The organism is Oceanobacillus sp. FSL W7-1293 (genome assembly GCF_037969815.1).
In the GTDB taxonomy this organism is placed as follows: Bacteria; Bacillota; Bacilli; order Bacillales; family Amphibacillaceae; genus Oceanobacillus; species Oceanobacillus oncorhynchi.
On record NZ_CP150212.1, the window covers coordinates 2,366,965 to 2,392,117 of the forward strand.

At 39.4% G+C, this 25,153-nt stretch carries 24 protein-coding genes; 17 read left to right on the forward strand and 7 right to left on the reverse strand.

Annotated features, from left to right (window positions below):
* Positions 1-264 precede the first annotated feature (264 nt).
* Positions 265-1,461, forward strand: coding sequence for an MFS transporter (locus tag MKY65_RS11610; protein ID WP_339184973.1), 1,197 nt, complete (start codon positions 265-267; stop codon positions 1,459-1,461).
* A gap of 14 nt (positions 1,462-1,475) precedes the next feature.
* The gene (locus tag MKY65_RS11615) at positions 1,476-1,775 is read left to right on the forward strand and encodes a hypothetical protein (protein WP_339184975.1); all 300 of its coding nucleotides are present in this window, start codon (positions 1,476-1,478) and stop codon (positions 1,773-1,775) included.
* A gap of 169 nt (positions 1,776-1,944) precedes the next feature.
* Here MKY65_RS11615 and MKY65_RS11620 read toward each other — a convergent pair whose 3' ends face one another.
* Positions 1,945-2,940, reverse strand: coding sequence for a DMT family transporter (locus tag MKY65_RS11620; RefSeq protein WP_339184976.1), 996 nt, complete (start codon positions 2,938-2,940; stop codon positions 1,945-1,947).
* Between the two features lie 76 nt (positions 2,941-3,016).
* Positions 3,017-3,634, reverse strand: a complete 618-nt coding sequence (locus MKY65_RS11625) for a TetR/AcrR family transcriptional regulator (RefSeq protein WP_339184978.1) — start codon at positions 3,632-3,634, stop codon at positions 3,017-3,019.
* Positions 3,635-3,878: 244 nt separating this feature from the next.
* Between MKY65_RS11625 and MKY65_RS11630 the strand changes: the two genes are divergently transcribed.
* The 5 genes from MKY65_RS11630 to MKY65_RS11650 all read left to right on the forward strand — a co-directional run bounded on the left by MKY65_RS11630 (position 3,879) and on the right by MKY65_RS11650 (position 8,906).
* Positions 3,879-4,091 carry a hypothetical protein gene (locus MKY65_RS11630; RefSeq protein ID WP_339184980.1) on the forward strand — a complete coding sequence of 71 codons (213 nt, stop codon included), beginning with the start codon at positions 3,879-3,881 and terminating at the stop codon, positions 4,089-4,091.
* A gap of 482 nt (positions 4,092-4,573) precedes the next feature.
* Entirely contained in the window at positions 4,574-5,278 is a 705-nt protein-coding gene (locus tag MKY65_RS11635; protein WP_339184982.1) for a hypothetical protein, read from the forward strand.
* 152 nt (positions 5,279-5,430) lie between these two features.
* Positions 5,431-6,546: an RNA polymerase sigma factor RpoD gene (gene rpoD / locus MKY65_RS11640; RefSeq protein ID WP_339184984.1), complete on the forward strand. Its 1,116-nt coding sequence runs from the start codon at positions 5,431-5,433 to the stop codon at positions 6,544-6,546.
* 291 nt (positions 6,547-6,837) lie between these two features.
* Complete coding sequence (locus MKY65_RS11645; protein WP_339184986.1) at positions 6,838-8,277, forward strand: PLP-dependent aminotransferase family protein; 1,440 nt, start codon at positions 6,838-6,840, stop codon at positions 8,275-8,277.
* 179 nt (positions 8,278-8,456) lie between these two features.
* Positions 8,457-8,906, forward strand: coding sequence for a YfmQ family protein (locus MKY65_RS11650; RefSeq protein ID WP_339184988.1), 450 nt, complete (start codon positions 8,457-8,459; stop codon positions 8,904-8,906).
* A gap of 515 nt (positions 8,907-9,421) precedes the next feature.
* Here the strand turns inward: MKY65_RS11650 and MKY65_RS11655 are convergent.
* On the reverse strand, positions 9,422-9,628 hold the full coding sequence (locus MKY65_RS11655) for a hypothetical protein (protein WP_339184991.1): 207 nt from the start codon (positions 9,626-9,628) through the stop codon (positions 9,422-9,424).
* A gap of 244 nt (positions 9,629-9,872) precedes the next feature.
* Between MKY65_RS11655 and MKY65_RS11660 the strand changes: the two genes are divergently transcribed.
* Positions 9,873-10,847 carry a D-cysteine desulfhydrase family protein gene (locus MKY65_RS11660; protein ID WP_339184993.1) on the forward strand — a complete coding sequence of 325 codons (975 nt, stop codon included), beginning with the start codon at positions 9,873-9,875 and terminating at the stop codon, positions 10,845-10,847.
* A 168-nt stretch (positions 10,848-11,015) separates the two neighbouring features.
* Entirely contained in the window at positions 11,016-11,933 is a 918-nt protein-coding gene (locus MKY65_RS11665) for a DNA-3-methyladenine glycosylase (RefSeq protein WP_339184995.1), read from the forward strand.
* 16 nt (positions 11,934-11,949) lie between these two features.
* On the opposite strand, the gene MKY65_RS11670 is transcribed toward MKY65_RS11665, so the two are convergent.
* Together MKY65_RS11670 and MKY65_RS11675 are read right to left on the reverse strand one after the other, a co-directional pair.
* On the reverse strand, positions 11,950-12,417 hold the full coding sequence (locus MKY65_RS11670) for a hypothetical protein (RefSeq protein WP_339184998.1): 468 nt from the start codon (positions 12,415-12,417) through the stop codon (positions 11,950-11,952).
* A gap of 141 nt (positions 12,418-12,558) precedes the next feature.
* Positions 12,559-13,932: a transposase gene (locus MKY65_RS11675; RefSeq protein WP_339181899.1), complete on the reverse strand. Its 1,374-nt coding sequence runs from the start codon at positions 13,930-13,932 to the stop codon at positions 12,559-12,561.
* Between the two features lie 378 nt (positions 13,933-14,310).
* Here MKY65_RS11675 and MKY65_RS11680 point away from each other — a divergent pair, with 378 nt between their 5' ends.
* A complete protein-coding gene (locus MKY65_RS11680; RefSeq protein ID WP_339185000.1) occupies positions 14,311-15,261 on the forward strand; it encodes a threo-3-hydroxy-L-aspartate ammonia-lyase in 951 nt (316 codons plus the stop codon).
* Between the two features lie 22 nt (positions 15,262-15,283).
* Positions 15,284-16,054: a TatD family hydrolase gene (locus MKY65_RS11685; RefSeq protein WP_339185002.1), complete on the forward strand. Its 771-nt coding sequence runs from the start codon at positions 15,284-15,286 to the stop codon at positions 16,052-16,054.
* Positions 16,055-16,249: 195 nt separating this feature from the next.
* Here MKY65_RS11685 and MKY65_RS11690 read toward each other — a convergent pair whose 3' ends face one another.
* On the reverse strand, positions 16,250-17,539 hold the full coding sequence (locus tag MKY65_RS11690; RefSeq protein ID WP_339185003.1) for an N-acetylmuramoyl-L-alanine amidase: 1,290 nt from the start codon (positions 17,537-17,539) through the stop codon (positions 16,250-16,252).
* Positions 17,540-17,653: 114 nt separating this feature from the next.
* Here MKY65_RS11690 and MKY65_RS11695 point away from each other — a divergent pair, with 114 nt between their 5' ends.
* Both MKY65_RS11695 and MKY65_RS11700 read left to right on the forward strand, forming a co-directional pair.
* Entirely contained in the window at positions 17,654-17,803 is a 150-nt protein-coding gene (locus MKY65_RS11695) for a hypothetical protein (RefSeq protein ID WP_339185005.1), read from the forward strand.
* A 175-nt stretch (positions 17,804-17,978) separates the two neighbouring features.
* Positions 17,979-19,142 carry an MFS transporter gene (locus MKY65_RS11700; protein WP_339185222.1) on the forward strand — a complete coding sequence of 388 codons (1,164 nt, stop codon included), beginning with the start codon at positions 17,979-17,981 and terminating at the stop codon, positions 19,140-19,142.
* 225 nt (positions 19,143-19,367) lie between these two features.
* Here the strand turns inward: MKY65_RS11700 and MKY65_RS11705 are convergent, their stop codons facing one another.
* Positions 19,368-20,042 carry a GNAT family N-acetyltransferase gene (locus tag MKY65_RS11705; RefSeq protein ID WP_339185006.1) on the reverse strand — a complete coding sequence of 225 codons (675 nt, stop codon included), beginning with the start codon at positions 20,040-20,042 and terminating at the stop codon, positions 19,368-19,370.
* A 1,020-nt stretch (positions 20,043-21,062) separates the two neighbouring features.
* Between MKY65_RS11705 and MKY65_RS11710 the strand changes: the two genes are divergently transcribed.
* The 4 genes from MKY65_RS11710 to MKY65_RS11725 all read left to right on the forward strand — a co-directional run bounded on the left by MKY65_RS11710 (position 21,063) and on the right by MKY65_RS11725 (position 25,086).
* On the forward strand, positions 21,063-21,239 hold the full coding sequence (locus tag MKY65_RS11710) for a hypothetical protein (RefSeq protein WP_339185007.1): 177 nt from the start codon (positions 21,063-21,065) through the stop codon (positions 21,237-21,239).
* A 52-nt stretch (positions 21,240-21,291) separates the two neighbouring features.
* On the forward strand, positions 21,292-22,089 hold the full coding sequence (locus MKY65_RS11715; protein WP_339185008.1) for a hypothetical protein: 798 nt from the start codon (positions 21,292-21,294) through the stop codon (positions 22,087-22,089).
* Positions 22,090-22,210: 121 nt separating this feature from the next.
* Positions 22,211-23,899, forward strand: coding sequence for a gamma-glutamyltransferase (locus MKY65_RS11720; protein WP_339185010.1), 1,689 nt, complete (start codon positions 22,211-22,213; stop codon positions 23,897-23,899).
* Between the two features lie 65 nt (positions 23,900-23,964).
* Entirely contained in the window at positions 23,965-25,086 is a 1,122-nt protein-coding gene (locus MKY65_RS11725; RefSeq protein WP_339185012.1) for a DUF418 domain-containing protein, read from the forward strand.
* Positions 25,087-25,153 lie beyond the last annotated feature (67 nt).

A 25,153-nucleotide genomic window follows, 5' to 3' on the forward strand; every position in this document is an offset into this window, starting at 1 on the left:
CTTAAGAAGTTTAAGTGGATAGAATGTCAAATTTTACAGATTCAAAAGGATCTTGAGACTGCGAAGAGCAGGAAATTTTTTTAATATAAGAAACAGTTGAGTGGGATTAGGATAGTTTTAGTAGAATGAGATAAACAAGACGGTTTAGTAGAATAAGGGAAACTCCAATTTATTCTTATAGATCCTAAAAAATCGGGCTTTATATAATTTTGACTGCATCATTTAAACGAATTATGAGTTGCAGAAGGGAAAAGGGACGAAGCTATGATATTCTTATTAATTATTATCTATTTAGCTTTTATTAGTCTAGGACTGCCTGATTCATTATTAGGAGCCGCGTGGCCAACCATGCGGATAAATCTTGAATTACCGATTGATACAGCAGGCTACTTATTTATGATAATTGCTGCGGGAACAATTTTATCCAGCTTAGTAAGTGGTGTCTTTTTAAAGCGTTTTGGAACGGGAAAAGTGTCTGCTGTAAGTGCAGCAATGACTGCTATAGCATTACTTGGATTTTACTTTGCTCCATCACTTATCTGGCTAGTAGTTTGTGCTATCCCGCTTGGGCTGGGAGCCGGGGCTATTGATACCGGCCTGAATGATTATGTGGCTCGGCATTATAAAGCACAGCATATGAGCTGGCTTCACAGCTTTTGGGGTGTTGGAGCAACAACGGGACCAATTATTATAGCCTATTTTATAGGAGAACATAATTCATGGAGAGCAGGCTATCTAACTATCTCTTTGATTCAATTTAGTCTGGTGTTGATTTTGTTTTTCTCTTTACCTCTATGGAGAAAAGTTGCTAAACAGCATCAACAACTAGTGACAGAGCAACCTCTTAATCAGCAAATAGAAAAAACAGAAGCAAATTTTTTGCGGAATAAAAAAGGAGTTAAGTGGGCGCTGATTGCTTTCTTTTTCTATTGTTCGGTCGAAGCGACAGTGGGTCTATGGGGAAGTAGTTATCTGGTGAATGTGAAAGATATTTCTCCTTCTGTTGCTGCCAAATGGATCGCATTTTATTGGGGCGGTATTACAATCGGACGGTTTATTACTGGTTTTATCACTTTAAAAGTAAGTAATAACCAATTAATACGGGCAGGGCAAATAATTGCTTTGATAGGAACGGTGTTTTTACTATTACCATTACCATTGTTTTTCGCTTTGGTTGGTCTATTATTGATTGGATTAGGTCTGGCACCGGTTTTCCCATGTATGTTGCATGAAACGCCTGCCCGTTTTGGTACTTTTCATTCACAAAAGATTATGGGATTCCAAATGGCCACCGCTTATACAGGAACAACGCTGATACCGCCATTATTTGGATTGACAGTATCTTATACCAGTATAGCTTTATTCCCCTTGTTTATTGGTGGGTTTATTGTAATTATGTGGTTTGCGTCGGAGCGATTGCTGTTAATTTTAAGAAAGAATAGGGTTGAGGGGGGAGCTTAAACTAATGAACACATGTGAATGCGATTGGTTCATTTACATCATTCATGCAGATTGATGCTGCTACAGTTCAACGTTCAAGCAAGATTGTTACGGAACATTTGGAAGGCCTCTGGGAGGCAGCAGGTGACATATTAATACCTTTGGGAAAAGGTGAAGTCTCAAAAGAGGTTGTCACAGGTACTGTTGGTGAAGCTTTAGCTGGTAAAATTCCAGCACGTGAAAATGATGAAGAGATTACGTTAAATGAAAGTGTTGGATCAGGTGTGTTAGACATCGCATTAGCAATACACGTTCACGAAAAATTAGGCAAATAATTTTCGCCTCAAGTAATATTAATAATAGCTAATCCATTATTGCTGACCTATTGAGCATGAAACTTTCAACAGTTTTTTTGTTCGATGGGTTGTTTTATATAAGTATAAACCCAGTGCATAACGAATAAATACGTACCCGGCTGTTCTTCAGCTGGGTACGTATTTATTCTCAAAGGGTATCTTCAAAAGAATGTGTTTCACTGTATAGCTTATGTTCCGAAATCTTTTCTTTATTGATTCTCCATATCCCGAAAGATACACCGGCGATAATAAAGAAAATACTAATCGATTCCCATATGGAGGGAAATGACAATTGATAAATAAAAGAATAAAGTAGTCCAAATAAAGACTCGAAAACAATCATCATCCCTGCCATAGAGACCGTCAGACGGATGGAAGTTTGATTCCATGCCCATGTTGCCACCCACGAAGCAACGATACCCAACACGATAATACCAATCAAATAGGACATTAAATGATTTTTTGCCAGCAGGTTACTCACTATCTGCTGATTTGTCAGCCAGCTGATAACCAAAACAAGTAATACTAATGTTAACGTCTGCATACCGACCATAGTAGAAAATAGGTTGGCAGAAACCTGAGATTCCTTTTTAAGAAAGTTAGCATTAGACACGCCATACCAAGTCCATAAAGTCAGTGCGATAAAGCAGAATAAGAAACCCAATAAAAAGTTACTGCTGGACGTGGCGACGCTGCTGCTATCTCTCTGCTCACTGCCATACAGCAGGAAGATTCCAAGCAATATCGAGCATGCGGGAAATACCATGATTTTAAAAGGAAACTCTCTATTCCATAAATTCCCGATAACACTGATAAGGATAGGAAGTGTCCCGATAATAAGAGTGGTGACAGTAATTCCTGCATATTGAATCCCCAAAACTAGAAAAAAGAAGTATCCTACATTTCCAATAAAAGCATAAAGCAGTGCTCTTGCCCAGATTCGTAATGGGATGTGGTCTGTACGTTTTTTAAATGCCATAAAGAAAAGAAGCGAGTATAAACCATACATCAAATAACGTCCTAAAGTAATTTCCAATGATGAGAAGTTGGAAAGCATATTCGGAATGAGAAAAGCTAAAGCCCAGGTTGCCCCGGCAAGCATGCAAAATAAAACGCCTAGAAAAGTGGAATGATTATTGCTCAACGCTAGTTTCCTCCTAATCAGCAGTCTGATTTTAATATTTGAAGAAATGATTTCTATTTTTGCTATCGACAGGAAGCTAACTGTTCTTATGGTGATCTGTCTCAGGAGAAGCGATACCATACAGAAAGGTATCGATAGCTTTAGCATATAGATCCAGTGTTTCTTTCATGTTCAAATTCCGGCAAGTATTATTTAACCCGTATAATAAGGTGTCAAAAATCTTTGCTAACAACAGTGCATTGTCTGATTTGAACTCTCCAGATGCTATCCCTTCTGACAATAAATTTTGACTATAGGATATCCTGGTGTTAATTGTTTTATAAAGTTGATTTTGTACTAATGTATTGGACTTCTCATGACTGAAAAATTCGTCCGCTACATCCGTAAGAGGATGGTTATAATCATTGATAACAAAATGCTTTGCAATTCCATGCAGCTGTTCAATTGCAGAGGGATACTGCTTTTTTTGTTCCTCCCACTGTTCCATCCATTCTTTTTCCCACTCGTCCAGCACATAAATAAAGAGGCCTTCTTTATTGTCAAAATGATAATAAATATTTCCTTTGCTGACACCTGTTGCCTCGGAAATGTTCTCGATAGATGTGGCAGCGTAGCCCTTTTGAATGAATAGATGCTTTGCAGCTTCAGCAATCTTTTTCTTTGTCATCATACTTTTCGTTTGTTTCTTATTCAAAAAGTTCACTCCTGTTTATTTTGATTTCTAATTTGAGTACAATTGAAGCGTTTATAAAGCGGAATATCTTGTTATATTGGTGTTTCCCTTACTTACAAATAATTACTGACCAATTGTTCTAAATCTATCATATATAAGACACCATAACAAGACATTTTCAACAGAATGATTATCTGTTGACTGCCCAAAAACTCTATGATAATATTTTAGAACGAACGTTCAGTTAAATGGTTAGGAGGCGATTATGTATATCATTTATAAAGCAAAGCTACAGGGAATAGGGTTTAAATACAAAATGCGTACGACATTTAGTGATTCCTTTTTTCTGGTTCAACATGCAGACGGGATGTATGAAATCGTATTTCATGACAACCAAAATAAAAGAGGATCTATCCTGCTTGATTCCAATAAAGCTGAAATTTTATGCTGGCTATTGGATTCGGAACAAGGCCTGTAACATCATAGTCAATGAAGCATTTCGTTTGTAAAAATCAGCATTAAAAGCTTGCAACTTAGGAAGAAGCTCAGCATAAACTAGGATGAGAAAACATAATACAACAAAGCAGCAGGTTAAGGCTCTTTAGGTAACAGTAATAATTTTTCATATTTGGTCAAAATGAGATTTATTTTTTGTGTTATTTTAGAACAATCATTCAGTTTTATGCAATAATGCAGCAAGAAAAAAGAAAAGGAGGTGAGGAAAATGACCGACTCAGATACGGAACCCTATTATCATAATCAGCCGGGGTTAAGGATATACGTGTTTATCTTTGGGTGAGAAGAGCGCAAAAAAACGTAAATTTTCTTCGTCTAGAGCAGCTGTTAACAAAGGCAAAGACGTATATCCTTAACCCTCCAAAAAAATGGTTCCTATTTTCAAGGCAGAGCAGTTTTTTACGTACTGCTATCGCTTGTGAATAGGCAGCACAAGGAGGCAAAATGACATTAAAATCAAAACATCATGTACTGGTATGCTTAGAGGAAAAGAATTACAGCCGAAAAGTTTTGCTAAGAGGAGCCTTATTGGCAAAAAAATATGGATATACTTTTGAAGTTTTATTTTTTTGTTCTATGGAAAGTAAATATACGATGTTTCACTTGTTGAATTTAGCAGAAAGCAAAAAATTAAGTAAACGGCTGGGCGCAGAAAAATTTACAGTGAAACGGACAAAAAATGAATGGAAAACTGCACAAGAAGTTGTTGACACTGCTAAAAATAATCATGTGAAGGAAATTATTATGGCAGGGGAACGGCCAACGGATACGTTGAGAAATCCGCTTTGGAAAAGAGTTTTCTACTGGGATAAATACAATTATATTCTAAAAAAATTACCGGATATTATTCTGGTTGTGATTAATCACAGCGAGTATAACCCCTTTGAAAAAGAAGTGTACAGAAATGGAAGACAAGGATATTTAGTGAAGAAAAAAGATAATCAAACATCTTATTTCCTCCGTGATAAGCCTTTTAGAGAAACAGATATCTCTGGACTCTTTTTCCAGGAGAAGAGTACAGATGAACACAATGGCGTTTTTGCTTATATCCGTAATGGAAAGGTAAGGTATGTTTATATTCGCTATGGCCATGCAAGTGAAAAGTTAGGAGAGGAAAGAGATAACACAAATACGTTGCTTCACGGGTAATTGACAAATTCGAACTAGTTCATAGAAGGATGCGATATACTTCTATGCATGATTGTTCGGAGCTTTCGATAAGAAAACACTTTACGTATAAAAAATAGACGCCTAATAAAAATACAGAAACCAGATGGTATGACTTGGAGGGAGGGGAAAGCATGGTCCTGCAAAATGCTTTGAGCAAGGAAAAATCAGAACTGACTATAGAGCAGGCAAAAGAAAACCTGCTAAAAATGGGGAAGAAACATGGTGTGCTTGCTTATGAGGAAGCAGCTAATGTGTTAGCTGATTTTGATTTAGGATTCGAACAAATCGATGAAATATATGAATATCTGACAGAACAAGGTATTGAACTGGCCGGGGAGATGGAAGAGGACGCTAAAACACAGGAAACTGCAAAGGAAGAAGAGGCAGGTCTGAATCATCACAGCTTTCCTTTAGGGATAAAAATAACCGATTCCGTTCGGATGTATTTAAGAGAAATTGGCAATGTGGATTTACTGTCCCGTGAAGAAGAAATGACGCTTGCCGCTCGTATGGAAGAAGGAGACATGGAAGCGAAGGGGAGATTAATTGAGGCAAACCTGCGTCTCGTAGTCAGCATCGCAAAACGCTATGCAGGCCGGGGTATGCTTTTCTTAGATTTGATTCAGGAAGGGAATATTGGGTTATTCAAAGCTGTAGAAAAATTCGATTATCGAAAAGGCTTTAAATTCAGCACCTATGCAACGTGGTGGATCAGGCAGGCGATTACCCGATCCATTGCGGATCATGGGCGCACTATTCGGATACCGGTGCATATGGTGGAAACAATCAATAAATTAAGCCGTGTCCAGCGTTCATTGCTTATGGATTTGGGCCGCGAGCCGGTACCTGCAGAAATTGGCGAGGAAATGGAGTTAAGTGCCGATAAAGTGCGGGATATCCTAAAAATCATTCAAGAACCGGTATCTCTGGAAACACCGATTGGAGACGAAGACACATCGTATTTAGGAGATTTTATCGAGGATGAAGAGGCGGTTTCTCCCGCTGACTATGCAGCGCATGGACTGTTAAAAAAGGAATTAGAGGAGGTGTTGGATACCCTTCCTCTCCGGGAAGAAAGTATTCTTCGTCTCCGCTTTGGATTGGATGACGGGAAGTCACGAACGCTGGAAGAACTGGGAAAAGTATTTGGCGTGACCAGAGAGCGTGTCCGTCAGCTTGAAACAAAAGCATTGCGGAAATTAAGGCTTCCAAGACACAGTAAACGTTTAAAAGATTTTCTTGATTAGCGTAGGCGGAAGCGGTATATTTAAAGGATAATTAATACAATCTACCTTCATGTATTTAAGCCCGATAACTTCATTGTGATTCGGGCTTTTTTGCTGGAAAGAATAAAATCCCAATCATTTCATCTGTGAGTTGCTTATTTAGGTCATTGTTCGCTATGATAGTAGAAGATATCTTTGATTAGCAGAATGAAGCTAAAAGTCTAGAATATATTCATTTTAGTGCGCGAATAAAGAGTATTGGCAGGGTTATTCACTGCACGTTAAAATCTACAACACAATTGAGGAATCCATATGCACTTCACACTTGACCGTTCAGTAAAAACACCACTATACAAACAAATCGCAGCATATATCGAAAACGGAATCTCTACGGGTGATTTTTCTCCGGATATGCCGCTTCCTTCAGAACGCCATTTGGCAAAAGAGCTGCAAGTTAATCGCAGCACGGTCGTTGCCGCTTATGATGAGCTGCAATCCATAGGAATTGTTGAAAGAAGGAAAGGAAGCGGTACGCATATTAGTACGGATATCTGGGGAATCTCCGATAAAAGAATTCCCAACTGGGGAAGGTATGTGGAGGATGGCTCATTTCTTCCTAATTTGCCGTTAGTTCAAAAAATACGGACGGAGACACAAAATAATGAAATGATTAATATGGCAAGCGGAGAACTGGCGGCGGATCTATTTCCGGCAGAACAATTTCATTCCATTTTTAAAGAGAAGCCTTTTACAGAGCATCTGGGATATGATCACCCTCAGGGCAATGTCCGTTTAAGAGAAACGATTTCTAATCATTTGTATGCGTATAAAGGAATCTCTATTGATGCAGAATCAATCCTGATTACCTCTGGTGCGCAGCAAGCGCTTCACCTTATTGTGCAATGTTTACTGAAGCCTGGTGATGCTGTCGCAATAGAAGATCCATCGTATGCTTACTCATTGCCATTATTTAAATCAGCAGGTTTACGTCCCTTTCTTTTAAAGAGCAGTAAAAATGGGATTGATCCGGATGATATCGTCGAACTGCATAAAAAACATCGTATTCGAATGGTTTTTATCAATCCGGATTTTCAAAATCCCACCGGAGTGCAAATGCCTTTAAGCAGGAGGAAAAGAATATTAGATATTTCCTCGGAGTATGGCATTCCTGTTGTAGAGGATGACCCGTACAGCATTACGGCATTTGATGGAAACGTATCAGCTTCTTTAAAACGAATGGACGATAACGGAAATGTATTATATATCAGTTCTTTATCCAAAATCGTTGCATCTGGATTACGAATCGGCTGGATTGTTGGACCGAAAAAAGTTATTCAACGCTTAGCTGATGCAAAACAGCAGATTGATTTTGGACATAGTATTTTTCCGCAATGGGTTGCAAATGAGTTTATCGGCTCCCCGCAATTCGATGAACATATTCATAAGATCAGACAGCAGCTGGAAGCACGCAGAAAGCAATTATCCAAAGCACTGATTCATTTTTTAGGAGAACAGGCAGAATTCCTGGAACCAGATGGCGGGATTCATTTATGGTGCAAGCTGAAAAAGCCGGTGGATGAATTTCAATTGCTGGATGAATCACTGAAGAGAGGAGTTGCTTTTGTTCCCGGCTCTATTTTTGGTGAGAGTAAAGGGTTTGTTCGTTTTACGTATGGCAGGAGTACGCCCGCAGATATTTGGGAAGGAATATCCAGATTTTCGAAAGCTCTTCAACATCTGCGCGGAAAATAAAAAAGCTAAAAAACCTTCTGTCTACTCGTGAAGTGGATGGGGGCTTTTTATGCGAATTGGATGGTATCATTTTTGGGATATCCAGTACAATAAAACTAGGTTAGGGTAAAATCAGCAAGCTGTGTAATCTTATATCAAAATTAGAAAGTGATAGTTTATCAGGGAGATGGAATTCGAAAATGACATGGACATTTATATTAATCACGCTGGCAGGAATTATATTGAAATTTTTAACCAGCCCGCCAAGCGCTTTGGTGGGATGGGTTTTAAATAAATTTGAGCTGCATCCTAAAATTGATGCAGCAAACAGTACGATAACCTTCGATGGAGTACAGCTTGATGGAGATGAAAAAAGGAGATTTATAGATTCTTTCAATGAAGCTCAATTTTTATATAAGAATCATATCTTTCCAGGGAAGGAAGCCTTGTTTCTCCATCCTGAAACAAAGATGCCCCCATATATTATTCATTTTAAAAAGAAAAATAAAGAAATGACCTTTCATGTTTTCGGATATGAAAATCATGTAGATGTCGTGAAACAATGGAAGAAAAAGACTGCTTCCTATACGTTGGATTCAGATTATCTGCAACAGGCTGCTATAACAAATAATCAGCTGCATAATGCATAAGGTTATTGTTATGCGGCTGCGTTGACTATTTTATAAAGGTGGGGAAAGGGAGATGTTGAATACCCTTATCATACTGGTGATTATCGTATGTGTTCTTGCATTGATCGGAACACTTTTTGTCACTAAAAAGCTGGACGATACTTACGAACGAAAGAAGAGTTTTTCAAGTCTTACTTATATTTATTTTCTTGGACTGCCCGCGATTATTTTGGTCTCTGTTCTTATATGGGTATTCATTTAAGACTGGGCTCAAATGGAATAGGCGTAACAATAGAACTTCTTAGGAAATAGGAAGTTCTATTGTTATTTAAAGGGCATTTTCAATTATTCTAATGTTGGAAATTCAATTGATTAAAAAATGCTTTTCTTACATAGATTGTAAAAGCTAACATAGCCAGGGAAGGAAGCATATTAACTATATATGGCAGGTGAGTTTGATTGTTTACGAGCAGAGAACTAATCATTCCCAAATAGACTAAATAAGCTACCATTGTCCAAAAGCTCCATTTTTTCAATTAGATATAACCATAGACCATTACTAATGAAAATAAAGCTACCATTGCTTTCATTAATTGCTCAGGTATATTCGGTAGTGCGAAACGTTTCGCTATACTACGAATGGAATCGGTATCCGCATCATAAAAAATAGCAGAAAATAATAAAAGCATCGAACTAAAGCCAAATAAATAACTTATTATTATAACTCCCAAAGGCCTTCTCAACGTTGTGACACCTCCCTTACATTATTTTTTAAACAAGTATAAATGCTTATTTTCAACTTTTCTTCTAATTGCAGTCTCTATCCACTGATGCTGACAGGAAAAGAGTACAGACTTATAGAAAATTTACCCTCTTCATCGATTCTTTACACTAAAATAACAAATTCCTTTCATTTATTATTTGCTTATATTCGTTCTTGTTCGCTATCATAAAGGTATAAACTGGATGAAAGCGAGAGGAACTATCATGCGTAAATTAAATATTGCTAATTTGGATACACCCATTAAAAAACTGGAAAAACTCAGCAATGAACTTGGGAAAAATATCTATATCAAACGAGATGATTTTACAGGAGTGGAGGTCTCGGGAAACAAAATAAGAAAGCTGGAATATCTCATTGCCTATGCATTGGATAATGGATATGACACAATTATTACCACTGGAGCCTGTCAATCAAACCACGCCAGAGCGACAGCTGCGATTTGTGCCATGATGGATTTAGAATGTCACCTGGTGCTTAGAGGCGAAGTGAAAGAATATGAAGGGAATCTATTTTTGGATGATATGTTAGGAGCGAATGTAAATATTATTCCGCCGGATGCATCCCGAGAAGATGCGATGGAGGAGAAAAAGAAGGAATTGGAAGCACAAGGGAAAAAGGTATTGATTATTCCGGTAGGTGCATCAAATGCGATCGGTTCTTACGGCTATATTAATTGTTATAATGAAATTATGAAACAGGAAGTTGAGATGGGCATCCGATTTGATTCTATTAATCTGGCAATCGGCTCTGGCGGGACGTATGCCGGATTATGGTACGCTAATGAGGGAGCAGATGCCAAAAAGAAAATCATTGGCTATTCTGTAGACCAGATAGCAGAAGTATTCAAAGAAGATGTGATGGAAATTGTAAATGATTTGGAAGACACCAGCCACCCGTTTGATTCTATTTCCATTAACGATAACTATATTGGGCTTGGCTATGGTCAGGCAACAGATGAAGAATTGGCATTTTATTTGGATATTGCTAAAAATGAGGGGGTTATCCTTGATCCTGTTTATACAGGGAAGGCTTTTAAAGGGTTAGTGACTGAAATTAAAAATGGGAACTATGCTGACCAAGAAAATATCCTTTTTATTCATACCGGCGGACAGCAAGGCTATACGAAAGAGATGAGAGAAAGAGTGAAGGATATTTTAAGAAAGAATGATGGAGCATAATTTTTGTTAAATGATAATGCAAGCATTAACTAAAAGGCAAAGGGGCAGTGTGAAAACAGTGTCTCTTTGCCTTTTGGCATAAGTGCTGCTTGTTGTGCAATCATAGTAGGATGCTGAATTCGCAAGCAAAATATAAAACAGATCTTGAAGATAGGGGGGACGAAGAAAGTGAGAAACTGGAAAGAAAGTAAAAACTGCATTTTCATAAAAGCACCGGAGCCGTTTAATTTTAAAGTGAATGTAGATTATTTCCTACGGGATCCAAATGAATGCATGTATGAAATAGAGGAGAATACGATTACTAGTGTGATTGAAATAAATCATCTGCGTACATTGATACAGATAAGTGAAGCAGGAAGTGACTATCTGGCTGTAGAGTGTTTAGCCGGTACAAAACCGGAATCATTTGAAGATAAAGAGACCATCGTAAATTATATTTGTGAATGGTTTGACTTTGACACCGACCTGCTGCCTTTTTATGAAATGGGACGCCGGGATTTGTTACTGCAACCAGCCATTGAAAGGTTTTACGGACTTCGGATTATGGGTTTAAATGATTTATTTGAGGCCTTATGCTGGGGGATATTAGGCCAGCAGATTAACCTGAAGTTTGCGTACACATTAAAACGTCAATTTGTTGAAAAATTTGGAGAATATTCGGATTATAATGGAAAAAGGTATTGGGTTTTCCCTTCGTATGAAAAAATCTCTAAATTAACTGCGGAAGATATGACTGATATTAAAATGACAAAAAGGAAAAGGGAATATATTATCGATGTAGCAAAGTTGATGGAAAATGGGGATATATCAAAAGAAAACTTACTACATTTAGATGATTTGAAACAAGCGGAAAAAGAATTGATTCGTATTCGCGGAATCGGTCCTTGGACAGCGAATTATGTATTGATGCGCTGTCTTCGGTATCCGGACGCTTTTCCTATTGATGATGTGGGATTAATCAATGCCATCCAATTTGTAAAGGGAATGGAACGAAAGCCGACAAAAGATGAGATTAGAGAATTATCAGCAGCATGGTCAACCTGGGAAGCGTATGCTACGTTTTATCTGTGGAGAATGTTGTATTGAACGGTTGATTGGAATGCTAGATGGTTCTTCCTTTTTTCTTAACATCTGCGTCTAAACCTGCTCCAATCGCTACACCAACAGCTAAGCCAATTGGCAAACCTAATGCAAGGTTATCGAATAAGAGTCCAAAAACTAGTCCTAAGCTGAGACCACAGGACATATAGATACTGAGATAATAGTCTTTCGCAACTAGTTTGTGTTTTTTCATGAGGTGTGTACGGATGTTATTTAATATTTGGTGATGGTTATTAAAATCATTTTTTGTCAGCTGATCTGACTTATCTAAAAGCTGGGCTATATGACTTTCTAAATTAACAAAATATTGGTTACATGCTTCACAGCTGGAAGAAAGCTCAACCAATCTTTGAATCATTTGATGACAGTTATCCAAATCAAGCTTTTTGGAAACTTTTTCTTCTAAGCTATTTTTTAAATCTTCTATATTGGCGTTAAGTTTATCAGCAGCTTGGGGACTTATCATCATGGTTGACCTCCTTGTATGTCCGGATAAGAAATGATTAGATATTTCCAATATGTAAAAAAGATTAGTTTATATAATTGAATGAATTTCATAATTGCTCTTTTTAAAAATACAAAGACGAACCGAATTTTCGAAAGTGTATTTTTAAAAACAAAAATTATGCGCTTGTTGTTGCTGAATAAGCTCTGCTTGGATGCGATCAGCAGCTAATTTGGAAGCATTATAAATCAAAGCGACCATGTCAAAATGAACTTTTGCACGCTTTCCAGTGCGATAACGAACATTGTTTAGCTGATAGAACTCTTTCAGATAAGCATTAACACGTTCTACTGCTGTCCGTTGTTTGAAAATATTTTTCCAAGCTTTTGATCCTCGTGCTGGTGCGGTATACCTTCTTAAATCGGTAGTTATCTTGATTTTATACACTTTTTGACAGATACCTTCATTCGCAAGGGGACAGTCGCTGCATTCCTTTGGTCTGGTATATTTCAATGTTTCGTATTTCGGATCAAAGCTGTCATATTTATAGGAATGTTCTCGCAAACAGGTTGGGGCAAAATCCTTATCAAACCCGATCATTTCGCCTTCATTGCGCTTATTATAGGCAATGACAGACTGTTGACACATGCGATGAATCTGTTCATAAATCGGTTCAAAATCATAACCCGCATCCAATGTCTGGTAAGAAGCAGACGTAAGCGGAAGTCGTTGATCCATTCCCTTCAATAGGGCAATAGCGGCTTTCCCATCATTTAAGCTGCCAGATGAAAACAAAGATTGCAGAATATATTGGCTGGATGCACCAACTGCGAGGTGGGCTTTATAGCCAAACCAGTATTCATTTTTACCATCTGCATTCTTTTTCACACCCCATTTGGGGGCTATTGGCACTTCTGCACGCAAGATGTCTAACGGAACGTCTAACTGTGCTTCGATTTTCTTTTCATACAATGGCAGGTTTGCTTCCTTTTCCGCTTGGTCTTTAAGGTACTGTTCGCGTTCTTCTTTGGATTTGCGTCCGCGCTTTTTTGGCGTAGTTTCTGATTTTTCTTCTTTTTTGGCAGGTGCCTTATCTCGTGCTTCAAAATGGGTTGCATCAATGGCAATGACTTCATCGACAATAAACCCTTCGGTGACGGCTGCCAGCGTTACGCTTTCGAAGGATTTTTCTAAAATATCTGATTCACTCAATTTCGTTACCAAGCGGGAATAAGCAGCTTCTGATGGTGTAGAATCGGAAACAAGAAATCCGCAGTTCATTTTAAAGATAAAGTCATCATTTAGACGCTTGATTAAGTCTTTGATGGTTGGGATACGCTCGATGTAGCGAATAAAAAAGGAAATAATCATCCCTGCATAATTTAGCTCAACAGGCGCTCCAAGCCGGGATTTCTTATTAATCGCATGATAAATACGATCCAGATCAATCGCTGAAATAATCGCTTCATATTTTTGGGTAGGTTCCATGTCATATAATTCTTGGATGCCAAATAGACTCGGTTGTCGTATAATGGTCATAAGAAGTACTCCTCCAGTCTTTTTATGGTTTTCTGGGTAACTACCATTATACAAGATTTGGGGAGGTACTTCTTTTTTTATGTTTCAAAAAGCTTGGGACACAAGGGCTTTGAATTATGAAATTCACTCAATTATATTCAAATGGCACAAGCGATGCAAATTTCATTTAAAATGAAGACTATATAAAAAGTTAAGTATATCATTTAAAAAGTCGATTTAAATATACAACTGTGACTTGATTGTTCTTTATATCAATTGAGAAAGACTTTTAGCAGGAAATTTAGTTCGATTTGTCGAAAGGAAGATATAGGTATTACTAAAAATTATTATTAAAATAGCAACCTGTCTTGATATAAAAAGTGAGGGAGAGAATTCAAAATGTATGAAAAAATAGTAGAAGCAGCAAATCACCTAAAAGGAATTGCACATAAAACTCCAGTCCATACGTCAACATTATTGAATGAATTAACCGGAAATCAAATGTTTCTCAAGTGTGAAAATTTCCAGCGAATGGGAGCGTTTAAATTTCGAGGTGCTTATAATGCGATAAGCTCTCTGCCGGAAGCGTCCCAAAATAAAGGAGTAATCGCTTATTCATCCGGAAATCATGCGATGGCTACGGCTTTAACCTGCAAAATACTTGGTATCCCTGCGACAGTAATCATGCCAGATGATGCGCCGCAAGTGAAAGCAGCAGCTGTGAAAGACTATGATGCGACGATTATAAGATATAACCGCAAGACGGAATCCCGAGAGGAAAAAGCGCAGGATTTAATAGATGAATTTGGCTATACATTAATTCCTCCTTTCGATGCGGAGCCAATTGTAGCCGGACAAGGTACCGTTGCAAAAGAATTGATTGAAGAAGTCGGGGAGCTTGATTATCTGCTCGTTCCCTGTGGAGGCGGCGGGTTGATAAGCGGATGTGCCATTGCTGCAAAACAGCTGTCGCCTCAATGCAAGGTGATTGGAGTGGAGCCTGTTGTATCCAATGATGCGACGAAATCATTTAAGGCAGGAGAATTGCAGACCATTGAAGCTCCAAACTCGATAGCTGACGGTTTAAACACTCCGACGTTAGGCAACATTACGTTTCCTTTGATTCAGGAATATGTGGATGATTTTATCACGGTGTCTGAAGAAGAAATAAAAGCAGCTATGTATTTTCTTTGGACGCGTTTAAAAATTGTAGTCGAACCATCCGGAGCAGTTGCTTTAGCAGCATATCAAAAACTATCTGTTAAAGGGAAAAGAGCAGGTGTTGTATTAAGCGGCGGAAATGTCGATGTTAGAAAAGCTGGTGAATTATTTAAGGATATTACAGTGTGAAAAAGATTGAGAGGTGCCCTTGATGATTGATGCACATATTCATCTGGATTGGTATCAGCCGGACGAGCAGCAGCAGTTGGTTCATACACTTAAAATAGATGGAGTGATAGCTGTTACAAGTGATTTTGAGAGCTGTCAAAAGGTGTGGCAATTGGCGCAGAAATATCCATTTGTTTACCCCGCTTTCGGCTGGCATCCGGAACAAGCATTGCCATCTGATCAAGAAATCAATCGTATCTTCCAAGTGATGGAACAAAAATTTGAAAAGATAGTGGCTATTGGAGAAGTTGGGCTCCCTTATTATACAAAACGTAACGATAATTCACTGGATACGGCAGCCTATCATGCGATATTGGAGAGGTTTATACAAGCTGCAAAAAAGTATGATTTACCAATTGTATTACATGCTGTTTATGAAGATGCTTCTGTTGTTTGTGACTTGCTTGAAAAATATCAAATAAACCGAGCTCATTTCCATTGGTTTAAAGGGGATAAAGATACGATTAACCGTATGATAGATAATCGATATATGATTTCTATCACGCCTGATTGCTGGTATGAAGAGGAGATTCAGTTTTTAATAAAACAATATCCGTTAGAACTTATTATGGCAGAAACAGATGGGCCATGGCCGTTTAAAGGGCCTTTTCAAAATCAGATGACACATCCAAATATGATTATCGATGTGATGAAGAAAATAGCTGAGGTAAAACAGCTGCCTTTTGATAAAGTTCGACAACAGCTGACGGATAATACGTATCAGTTTTATCGTTTAGAACGGTTTAATAAATAAATTGCAAAGGGATTAATATCCATTCAGGTTTTGTGAAAAGACGTAAAACTAAAAAGTTCTAAACGTAAAATGAAAGATTCGTAATATTTCCCCTAAGCAGCTCATTACAAATTGTAATCTAAAAGGAAGTCCAAAAAACGTAATCGAAGGTAAAAGCGTTACCTAGACACACTTTTACCTTATCATCCGTTGATTCTAGCTAAAATAGTCTTCTAATCCGGCAATAATGCCTTCTGCTGCCTGATTTTGATAATTATCCGTTTGAATTGTCTGCTGTTCCTCTGAATTGCTGATAAAACCAAGCTCAATTAAAATCGCAGTTTGCTGATTCTCTCTTAGTACTTGGAAATCTGCTTGTTTGGTTCCACGATTATCGAGATGGACATGACTCATCAATGACGTTTGTACAGACTCAGCAAGCATCTGGCTTTCACTTTCATTTTTGTAAAAGGTTTCCACTCCATGCGCAACCTGGTCTTCTGACGCATTATAGTGCAGGCTGATAAATGCATCTGGATTGGCAGAATTACTTATGTTGACCCGTTCTCCCAATGAGAGATACGTATCATCTTCTCTGGTAAACGTAACAGAAGCTCCTTGATGACGTAATTGTTCTCCTAATTTTTTTGCTGTGGTTAATGCTAATGTTTTTTCATATGCTTCAGATCCCACTGCGCCAGGGTCTTTTCCACCGTGACCCGGATCAATCACAAAGTGACGGCCGGCAAGCGGGATTTCAGAGCTTTGTTCCGCTTGAACTTCTTGTTTCTCGTCTTTCGTTTCGGCATCTTCCTTTTCGCTTTCATCATTTTTTTGCTCAGCAATTGCTTCCGACGCATCATTTTCGGTATCTTCCGCTGTCTCCAGTGTTTCTATGGTTTCATTTTCTTCTGATACATCGCTATTTCCATTTGATTCGTTATCTTTATCAAGCAAATATAAAGCGATCCATACTTCTTCATCGTTATAATATGTTTTGCCCCAGCCGTATGAATCTTCAAAAATAGTAACCTTCTCATCATGATTCAGCTGCGTAACGACAGCAGCGTTTTTATCAGGTGCATTGCGTACATTTACTGCTGGTGCTTGAATTCGGTACAGTTGCCCGTTTTCTACTGATGAGACAGCACTTTCTGTATTTGTTTCTGCAGCAGCTGCTGTTTCGACTTGCTTCTCTTCCGTATCTGATTGTTCGTTTTCTGGTTCTGTCTGTATGTCATCCACTGCTGAAAGATGATGTAACGCGATCCAAGCTTGTTCGCCGTTATAAAATGTTTTTCCCCAGCCATTGGATTCTTCAAAAATAGTAACCTTATAGTCTTTTTTTAATTCACTTAGAATGACTGCATCCTCAGCAGGCGCATTCTTTAATTCTATTGCTTCAGCATCAACTTTGTACAATGTTCCATTATCTGCATGTACTGTTGGTAGAAAAATGAATAGGCAAATAAGAAAAGCAATGCCTATCATTAGGTTGTACTTCATATTGGAAATACCTCCAATTAATAGTTTGTTATATTGACAGGCTCTCCAATAAATTTCATAGGTATACATTTTATTCAAAATTATTAGATTGGAAGTTTGCGAGTACAGGTTAATATGGAAATTGTTTTTTGGATGAAATTGCATTTTATCAGTGTTAACACATGGGGCTTAACGCTGAGCAGGGTTATCAGATTGGTGGCGTTTTTAAGCTTTGAAAGCAGTTTTCGAATACGCGGAGCAGATGCGTTGATTGCAGTCTATTAAACATGGGTATCTTGACAATAGGTTGTACATTGCCATAACATATATATATTATGCAAAATTACTTCATCTCCTTTTCTATGAAGGGGATGAAAAATAGAAAAGAAGGTATTAGATGGAGAAAAATAGAGCAAAAGCAAGTAACGGCCTGGCTGAGGAAGCATCCTCCAATAAGAGAATGCTATATTTGATTGCTATTATGATTATTGGCTTTAACCTGAGGCCGGCAATTACCTCCGTTGGACCGTTGTTAGGGACAATTCGTGATCAAATTGGGCTGGAAAATTGGAGTGCGGGGACGATTGCCAGTTTACCGCTTATCGCGTTTGCTATTGTATCGCCGCTAGCCCCGAAGCTTGGCCGGAAGCTGGGGAATGAAGGAGCGGTCTTGTTTGGTCTGATCCTGCTGTTCGCTGGAATTGGAATCAGATCTATTCCATATACACCTACCTTATTTATCGGGACTGCCATTATAGGGGTTGGTATCGCAGTGATGAATGTGCTGCTGCCGGCAGTCATCAAGGAAAAATTCCCGCATAAAGTTGGCCAAATGACGAGTGTCTATTCCACATCAATGGCAATATTCGCGGCCACCGCTTCCGGACTTTCTGTTCCGCTTGCAAAGGGAGCAGGTTTAGGATGGGAATTAGCTTTATTATCTTGGGCTGTGCTGGCTCTCGTCGGAATCATTGTTTGGATTTTTGTTATCAAGCAGAATCCTGGGCCTCAAGAAGAACAAGTGGAATTAAGCAGCAAGGCTTTTAGTGACAGCAACTTGTGGAAATCTCCATTGGCTTGGCAGGTTACGTTATTTATGGGTCTGCAATCATTTATATTTTATGTAATGGTATCATGGCTGCCAGAAATCATGCAGAGCTTTGGATTTTCCGTATCCGCTGCCGGCTGGCTGATAGCTTATGTGCAGTTTGTCGGACTGCCATCCACTTTTCTGGCGCCCGTGCTGGCAGAAAAGTTTTCTAACCAGCAGGGGATCGTGCTGGGAATTAGCAGCGGTGCAGCAATTGGTTTTATCGGTCTGCTAATCGGGGGACCGCTTCCGCTGATTTTCGTCTGGGTAACACTGATTGGAGTTACTTTTGGAGGAGCCATCAGCCTGTCACTTGCCATGCTTGGCATGCGTGCACGTAATGGACGCCAGGCGGGAGCGCTGTCTGGAATGGCACAATCCGTCGGTTATATTTTTGCCGCCGTTGGACCATTATTTATCGGTCTTCTGTTTGATATTACACAGGCATGGTCTGCGCCGATTATTGCTATCATCGTTGTTTGCTTTTTAATGATGATTGCAGGATTAGGTGCTGGCAGGAATAAGTTTGTGTAACTATCTGCTCTTTGATAATTAATAAGAACGTTTGATAAAAATCCTGCTCCGTGCAGGATTTTTTGCTGCTTAGAGTGTTAAATGAGAGCTTTAGAGTGTTTATATTTTTTGATACTGCGTTAATCTTCACCCCAGTTTATTTCTCGTACATGATAAAAGAATACATCATATTTTCAGTAATTGTGTCCATTAGTTTAAGAATGCCTTGTGTTCGGGATTATTGTCTTATTTCATATGAATGTCCGTTCCATATTGTATTAAATGTAATTTTTTTGCTACAGATTGGGATGCAAAGTTATTCCAAGAGGTACTATACAATGCAAGTAATCCTTGACTTTGAATTTCTGCAGCCCAAGCAATGGAAACGTCTATCGCGTATGCTCTTCCGCGATACTTTTCAAATGTAGCTAAGCTTGCTTCAGCCGCTTCATTAGTTTGTCTCGCGCTGCAACAAACTGATACAGCTGCTTCATCTTCAATAATAGCGAAGCAAGGCTGTTTATATTTAAGCTCTTCGTAGATATACGGAAAATTTTGCTTCAGGCAACCTTTATTGAAGTCGGTAATTCGTATTGCTTTCGTTGTTTTCCTGCTTACATTAGCAAATACGAAAGCAGGTCCAGTCCAAAAATTATTGATTTGCCGATCTGTGTTTAAAATGTTGATTATTTCTGCCAAGTCTATAGCAAAATCAGCATGAATGCTTCGTTCCAACTTCTTTATTATGTTCTCCCCAAGTGTATTTGAGTACCTTACTACATTACCAAGCTGAGTCCTGCCAATGAAAATACGAGGTGCAACCTCGTTTGGCGGCTCATTCACAAAGGTCATTCGATTATTACCATCCTTTTTAAATAACACATTTACATGATGTTCCATTAATGCTATATCAGATACCAATAAAGTGTTCCTCCCTTTCCTAACCATTTGCTTTGCTAACAATATGATTTTTTAACAGAATATTATCACGGAGAACCATCCGTAAAACTCTCACCTCAAAATAAAAAGAGAGGATGCTGTTTGAAAAGATTCGTTTTATTAGTTTTCATGCTGATTGTATCAATCGTAACATTGTTTGTCACTGCTTATTTTCAAAAGGGATGTTAATACACTGTCGTTAAATGATCCGCAAGTTATCCAAGCAAGTATTATCATAATGATTATTTTGTTCATTCCTCCTGTGTTATTATCTTTTTTTTACCATAAATTTTGGAGGCTTATCTCAGCGATTTATCAATCTATTTTTTTCTTGGGATTTATCATCCTTGTACCGACAGGCGTATTCAGCTTCCAGGCTGTGGGCATCAGTATTGTTTCATTAGTTGGTGCAATTATCAATCTTTGGAGCATATTTAGCACATTGCCAGAAAGCTTTTTTAAAGAAGGCTAACCCTGAATAAATAAAGGAAACTTTCTATATATCGAAGTATCCGCAGCTCCAGAAATAACATACGACATTGTCTCAGGAAAGGTCTTATCCATGGTAAGGCCTTTTCTGTATGGTGATAAGACTCATCATATTTTGATTAAAAAATGATAGTTTAAAAATTTTTGACAAAATCTTTTTATCTGTAGAATGATTTATGCTAACCTAGCGATAAATTGAATGATTAGTTGAGTAATTTAGGAAGGTAGCGCCCGTTAACTCCCGTCTAAATAAATTTTTTTCACTCTCTATTTGAAGGTGAAGTATTGTAGGCGCTTCTCCGTGATAAAAAGTTAGATTTGGACGTTTGCAAGTTTGTTTTATGGTGAATAAAGCAAACTATAAAAGATTTTTCTTTGCTTTTCTTGTCGTAGAAAAGGGAGTTTCTGTTTACAAGTAAGTCAGATGAAATGAGTAGTTTTCTGAACATTTCTATTAATACAGAAACCCGGATTGTTTTATAAGATTCAAAATAATTCAAGGTGGTGAACAGCATGGAGATTTTGTATTTCTCAGCTGGAAGTTCTGTGTATGAAATTACAAAAGAAGAACAGGAATGGAGAATGGAAGAAAAAACGGCACCGGTTTCATTTGTGTGCCTTGCAGCAGACCCCAGCCGGAGCGAGCGGCTGTATGGAGGAACCTTTAAAGAGGGTTTATGGGATAAGTAATGACAGCGGCAAAACATGAGTACCCGCAGGGGCAGGGATATCACATAACCGGGTGATGAGTGTTGCAGTCAGTCCAATAGAGGTTAAAAATGGATATCATGTCGTTTGGGCAGGCACAGAACCGAGCGGGCTGTTTCGTTCAGAAGACGGAGGTGAAACCTGGGTTGATTGTCCGGCTTTACTGGATTTACCGTCAAAATCTTCCTGGAGTTTCCCGCCTCGGCCGTACACGCATCAAGTACGTTGGATTGAACCAGATATTCATGAGGAAAACCGCATATTTGTCGGCATTGAACTTGGCGGCGTGATGAAAAGTGAAGATAAAGGGGGAAGTTGGGAAGATCGAAAACCGAATTCCCAACATGATTGTCATGCTTTAACGACACATCTGCAAGCTCCAGGACGGATATACGAAGCTGCGGGCGGCGGTTATGCTGAAAGCTTTGATGCCGGAAACACTTGGCAGACGTTCAATGAGGGTTTGGATCCTTATAACTATTTGGTTCATATTGCTGTAGATTCAGGGGATGCAGATACAATGGTGGCTGCTGCGTCCAGGAGTCCTTATGAAGCATACGATCCATCCCATGCAAGAACGATTTTAGTACGGCGTGAAGATGGCGGTTCTTGGTCGCCTGTATACAAAGGCTTGCCGGATGCAGAAGGTTCCTCTGTTTTTGCGTTAACTTCTCATCCATTCCAGTCAGGTATTTTTTACGCTGTTAATAATCTCGGCTTTTACCTTTCTTATGATGCAGGGCAAACTTGGGAAAAAGCCCCGCTAGAATGGCCCGATTATTTAACGGCAGAAAGAATTCATGGATTCACAATGGTTGTTTCTCCAGATTAAAACACAATCGTGATTATGGATTTTATACCAATATTGGTGCAGGAGATAAATGATATGTCGAATATGTAATGAATGATATTTAATAAAAAGGTGTAATGACATTATGAAAGGAGTTGCATTCATGCAAGTAAAAAGGCGTAACCAGCGCCAGAGCAGCTTAATTTTTACTGTTACCGCAACAGTATTGCTGATCCTCAGCGGTTGTGCCTCAGAAGAAGAGACTGATCAGGAGCCTGAACCGAACCCGCCTGAAAATGAAAGTGAAAGGATGAGCCCGCCAGACAATGAAGAAGAGGCGGAGTCTGGGCCGGATGTGCCAGAGGCTTATGGTGTCGGCGCAGGGCATCCAGATGCTGTAGAAGCTGGAATGACTGTTTTGGAAAATGGAGGTAATGCCGTGGATGCGGCCGTTGCAGCGGCGTATGCCATTTCTGTTGTAGAGCCCTTTGCTTCAGGAGTTGGCGGCGGCGGGGTAACACTCGTTCAAGAGCAGGGTCAAGACCCTGAGGCATATGATTATCGTGAAGTTGTCCCTGAAGGCGGTGTTCCTTCATCAGATATTGGTGTGCCTGGATTTGTAGCCGGGACAAAGGAATTACATGATGACTATGGGACTGCTGACTGGGAGACAGTGATTGACCCGGCAATTGATTTGGCAGAAAGTTCGGAGGTATCTGCAACGTTAGCACAGCAGCTTCAATCTGCTCAGGACCGTCTGCCGGTTGAGCAGCTGGAGCATTTCTATCCTGAGGGTAGAGCTATTGAGGCGGGCGCCACTTTAGAACAGCCGGCGTTGGCAGAAGCATTGCGTGATATTCGTGATAGTGAAGGAGCTTCCTTTTATGAAGGGGATACTGGAGAAGCGTTAGCAGCGATTCAAGGCCTGGACAGAGACTCACTTGCTGACTTCCGTGTCGGACGGCATGATCCGGTAACTGGAGAGTTTGCCGGATATAAGGTGACTGGTTCTCCGCCGCCACTTCCTGGTGTCAGTGTCATTCAAATGCTGCAAATCATTGAAGAGCGGGGAACATTAGAAGAAGAACGGAATAGCACGCCATTTGTGCATGATATTGCGATGTCGTGGCGAATCGCCCAGCAATTTGTTGATACGGATTTCGGTGATCCTTCGTTTGTGGATGTTCCGGTTGATTCTTTCGTTGACCGTAAAAAGAATGCTGCTTTAGCAGAAGAAATCTCCGGTGACAGCTTGCTTTCTGAGGACGAAGAGCGGAGTTATGGTGATTCGGACCCTAATACGACACATATTACAGTGATTGATGACAACGGCACTGTTGTTTCCATGACGAATACACTGACCAATTTCTTTGGCTCCGGCACTTACACAGAAGGTTTCTTTTTGAACAATCAAATGTCTCGGTTTGATATTGGTCAAACGAAGCAAAATGAACCTGAGCCTGGACGGCGTTCCGTTACCTGGTCATCTCCAATGATTGTTGCAGATGAGGAGGGACCTGTTTTAGGGATTGGCAGTCCAGGAGGCGAACGTATTCCAATTATGCTTACGCAGGTGATTGCTGACTGGGTTCAAGAAGACTCGAATCTGGAAGCTGTTGTTGAAGCGGATCGTTTCCACCTGACGGATAATGCGCTTGTGATGGAATCCGCACCGGAAGCAGATGTGAGGGAAGCGTTGCTTGATATTGGGTATAACGAGATTCGTGAAGCTCCGACTCCGCTGTATTTCGGGTCTGTTCAGGCTTTGATGATCGATCGGGAGAATGATGACATCTCTGGCGCGGCTGATCCTCGGCGAGAGGCTGATTGGCGTGTAGAACCACGGGATTAAGCAAGAATCTAGTATTCTAAAAAATGTACTTGGGCATTTTAATGTAAGGAGTTAAAGAGGATCCTATGACATCAATGAAGCAAAAAAATCAACATCAAAGAATTGCTATTTTAGACCAAATGCGGGGCGTTGCTTTACTTGGAATCTTTTTAGCCAACGTCCCGGGGCTGTCTTCCGTCGATACGGAGAATTTGTCTCCGGTTAATGAAGTACTAAGAAGTTTAGAGGAGATTATATTAACAGACAGTACCCGGCCGCTGTTTGCATTCATGTTTGGCCTGAGTCTTATGTTACTTTATAATCGCCTAAAAACGAAGGAAATCAACCCTTATCCGGTATTATTCAGACGGTTATTTTTGCTTGCCTTCGTCGGTGCTGTGCACGGTTTTGCAATTTGGTCGGGAGATATTTTGCTCATGTATGGGATGGCGGGATTTTTCCTTCTGCTGTTTATGAATTGGTCAGCAGCCGGATTGGTTATTACTGCTTTCCTTTTCTGGATCGGCTATACTATTGGAGCGGATGTAATCAGTTATTTCTCATCCTATCATTTGTCCCTGGAAGACGGTTTGAAAGGTCTATTGCCTGACTCAAAAGAACCACCGACAGGAACAGAATATCTTATTATTGAATTTTCTTCGATGGTCGCACACATCAGCTTTTTCCTGTTTGGTATGTATGCGTATCGGAAGGGGCTGCTTACAATAATCGAAAAGCGAAGAAAAATCATGAGCTTATTGTCAGTACTTTTTCTTGTGATTGGGTTAGCGGGGAAAGCAAGCCTTTATGATAGAATTGCGTTACATCCATTGGAAAGCTTCTACCCATTTTTGGTGACAATCGGCATGATTTTATTCATTGTCCTTTTAGGAACTAGCAAGACAAGCGTGTCGAAGTTGCTTGTCCCGTTTACATCTGTCGGTAAGATGGCGTTTACGAATTACATCCTGCAATCTCTTGTTTTCGTGAGCTTGTTTCAAGCGAGCGGACGAACGGTTTTTATCAATTTAGGGATTTGGGAGGAACCAAGCTATGCGTTCGCTCTTGGGATTGGAGTCATTTTATTCGCGGCACAAATGATTTTCAGTCATCTTTGGTTGAAAGAGTTTTCCTATGGACCGTTTGAATGGCTTTGGAGGATAGGGACTTATGGGAAAATGGTTTCTATCAAAAGAAAAGCAGAATAGGTACATTTTATATACCAATGTAAAAAAATCCAACTAGCTTGTAGTTGGAATTTTTTACTGACTATTA

What these genes read in the sequence shown, in the direction of transcription:
- MKY65_RS11610 (WP_339184973.1), top strand. Translation starts at nt 265, where the DNA reads ATGATATTCTTATTAATTATTATCTATTTAGCTTTTATTAGTCTAGGA.
- MKY65_RS11630 (WP_339184980.1), top strand. Translation starts at nt 3,879, where the DNA reads ATGTATATCATTTATAAAGCAAAGCTACAGGGAATAGGGTTTAAATAC.
- MKY65_RS11635 (WP_339184982.1), top strand. Translation starts at nt 4,574, where the DNA reads ATGACATTAAAATCAAAACATCATGTACTGGTATGCTTAGAGGAAAAG.
- rpoD (WP_339184984.1), top strand. Translation starts at nt 5,431, where the DNA reads ATGGTCCTGCAAAATGCTTTGAGCAAGGAAAAATCAGAACTGACTATA.
- MKY65_RS11645 (WP_339184986.1), top strand. Translation starts at nt 6,838, where the DNA reads ATGCACTTCACACTTGACCGTTCAGTAAAAACACCACTATACAAACAA.
- MKY65_RS11650 (WP_339184988.1), top strand. Translation starts at nt 8,457, where the DNA reads ATGACATGGACATTTATATTAATCACGCTGGCAGGAATTATATTGAAA.
- MKY65_RS11660 (WP_339184993.1), top strand. Translation starts at nt 9,873, where the DNA reads ATGCGTAAATTAAATATTGCTAATTTGGATACACCCATTAAAAAACTG.
- MKY65_RS11670 (WP_339184998.1), bottom strand. Translation starts at nt 12,417, where the DNA reads ATGATGATAAGTCCCCAAGCTGCTGATAAACTTAACGCCAATATAGAA.
- MKY65_RS11675 (WP_339181899.1), bottom strand. Translation starts at nt 13,932, where the DNA reads ATGACCATTATACGACAACCGAGTCTATTTGGCATCCAAGAATTATAT.
- MKY65_RS11680 (WP_339185000.1), top strand. Translation starts at nt 14,311, where the DNA reads ATGTATGAAAAAATAGTAGAAGCAGCAAATCACCTAAAAGGAATTGCA.
- MKY65_RS11685 (WP_339185002.1), top strand. Translation starts at nt 15,284, where the DNA reads ATGATTGATGCACATATTCATCTGGATTGGTATCAGCCGGACGAGCAG.
- MKY65_RS11690 (WP_339185003.1), bottom strand. Translation starts at nt 17,539, where the DNA reads ATGAAGTACAACCTAATGATAGGCATTGCTTTTCTTATTTGCCTATTC.
- MKY65_RS11695 (WP_339185005.1), top strand. Translation starts at nt 17,654, where the DNA reads ATGGAAATTGTTTTTTGGATGAAATTGCATTTTATCAGTGTTAACACA.
- MKY65_RS11700 (WP_339185222.1), top strand. Translation starts at nt 17,979, where the DNA reads ATGCTATATTTGATTGCTATTATGATTATTGGCTTTAACCTGAGGCCG.
- MKY65_RS11710 (WP_339185007.1), top strand. Translation starts at nt 21,063, where the DNA reads ATGGAGATTTTGTATTTCTCAGCTGGAAGTTCTGTGTATGAAATTACA.
- MKY65_RS11720 (WP_339185010.1), top strand. Translation starts at nt 22,211, where the DNA reads ATGCAAGTAAAAAGGCGTAACCAGCGCCAGAGCAGCTTAATTTTTACT.
- MKY65_RS11725 (WP_339185012.1), top strand. Translation starts at nt 23,965, where the DNA reads ATGACATCAATGAAGCAAAAAAATCAACATCAAAGAATTGCTATTTTA.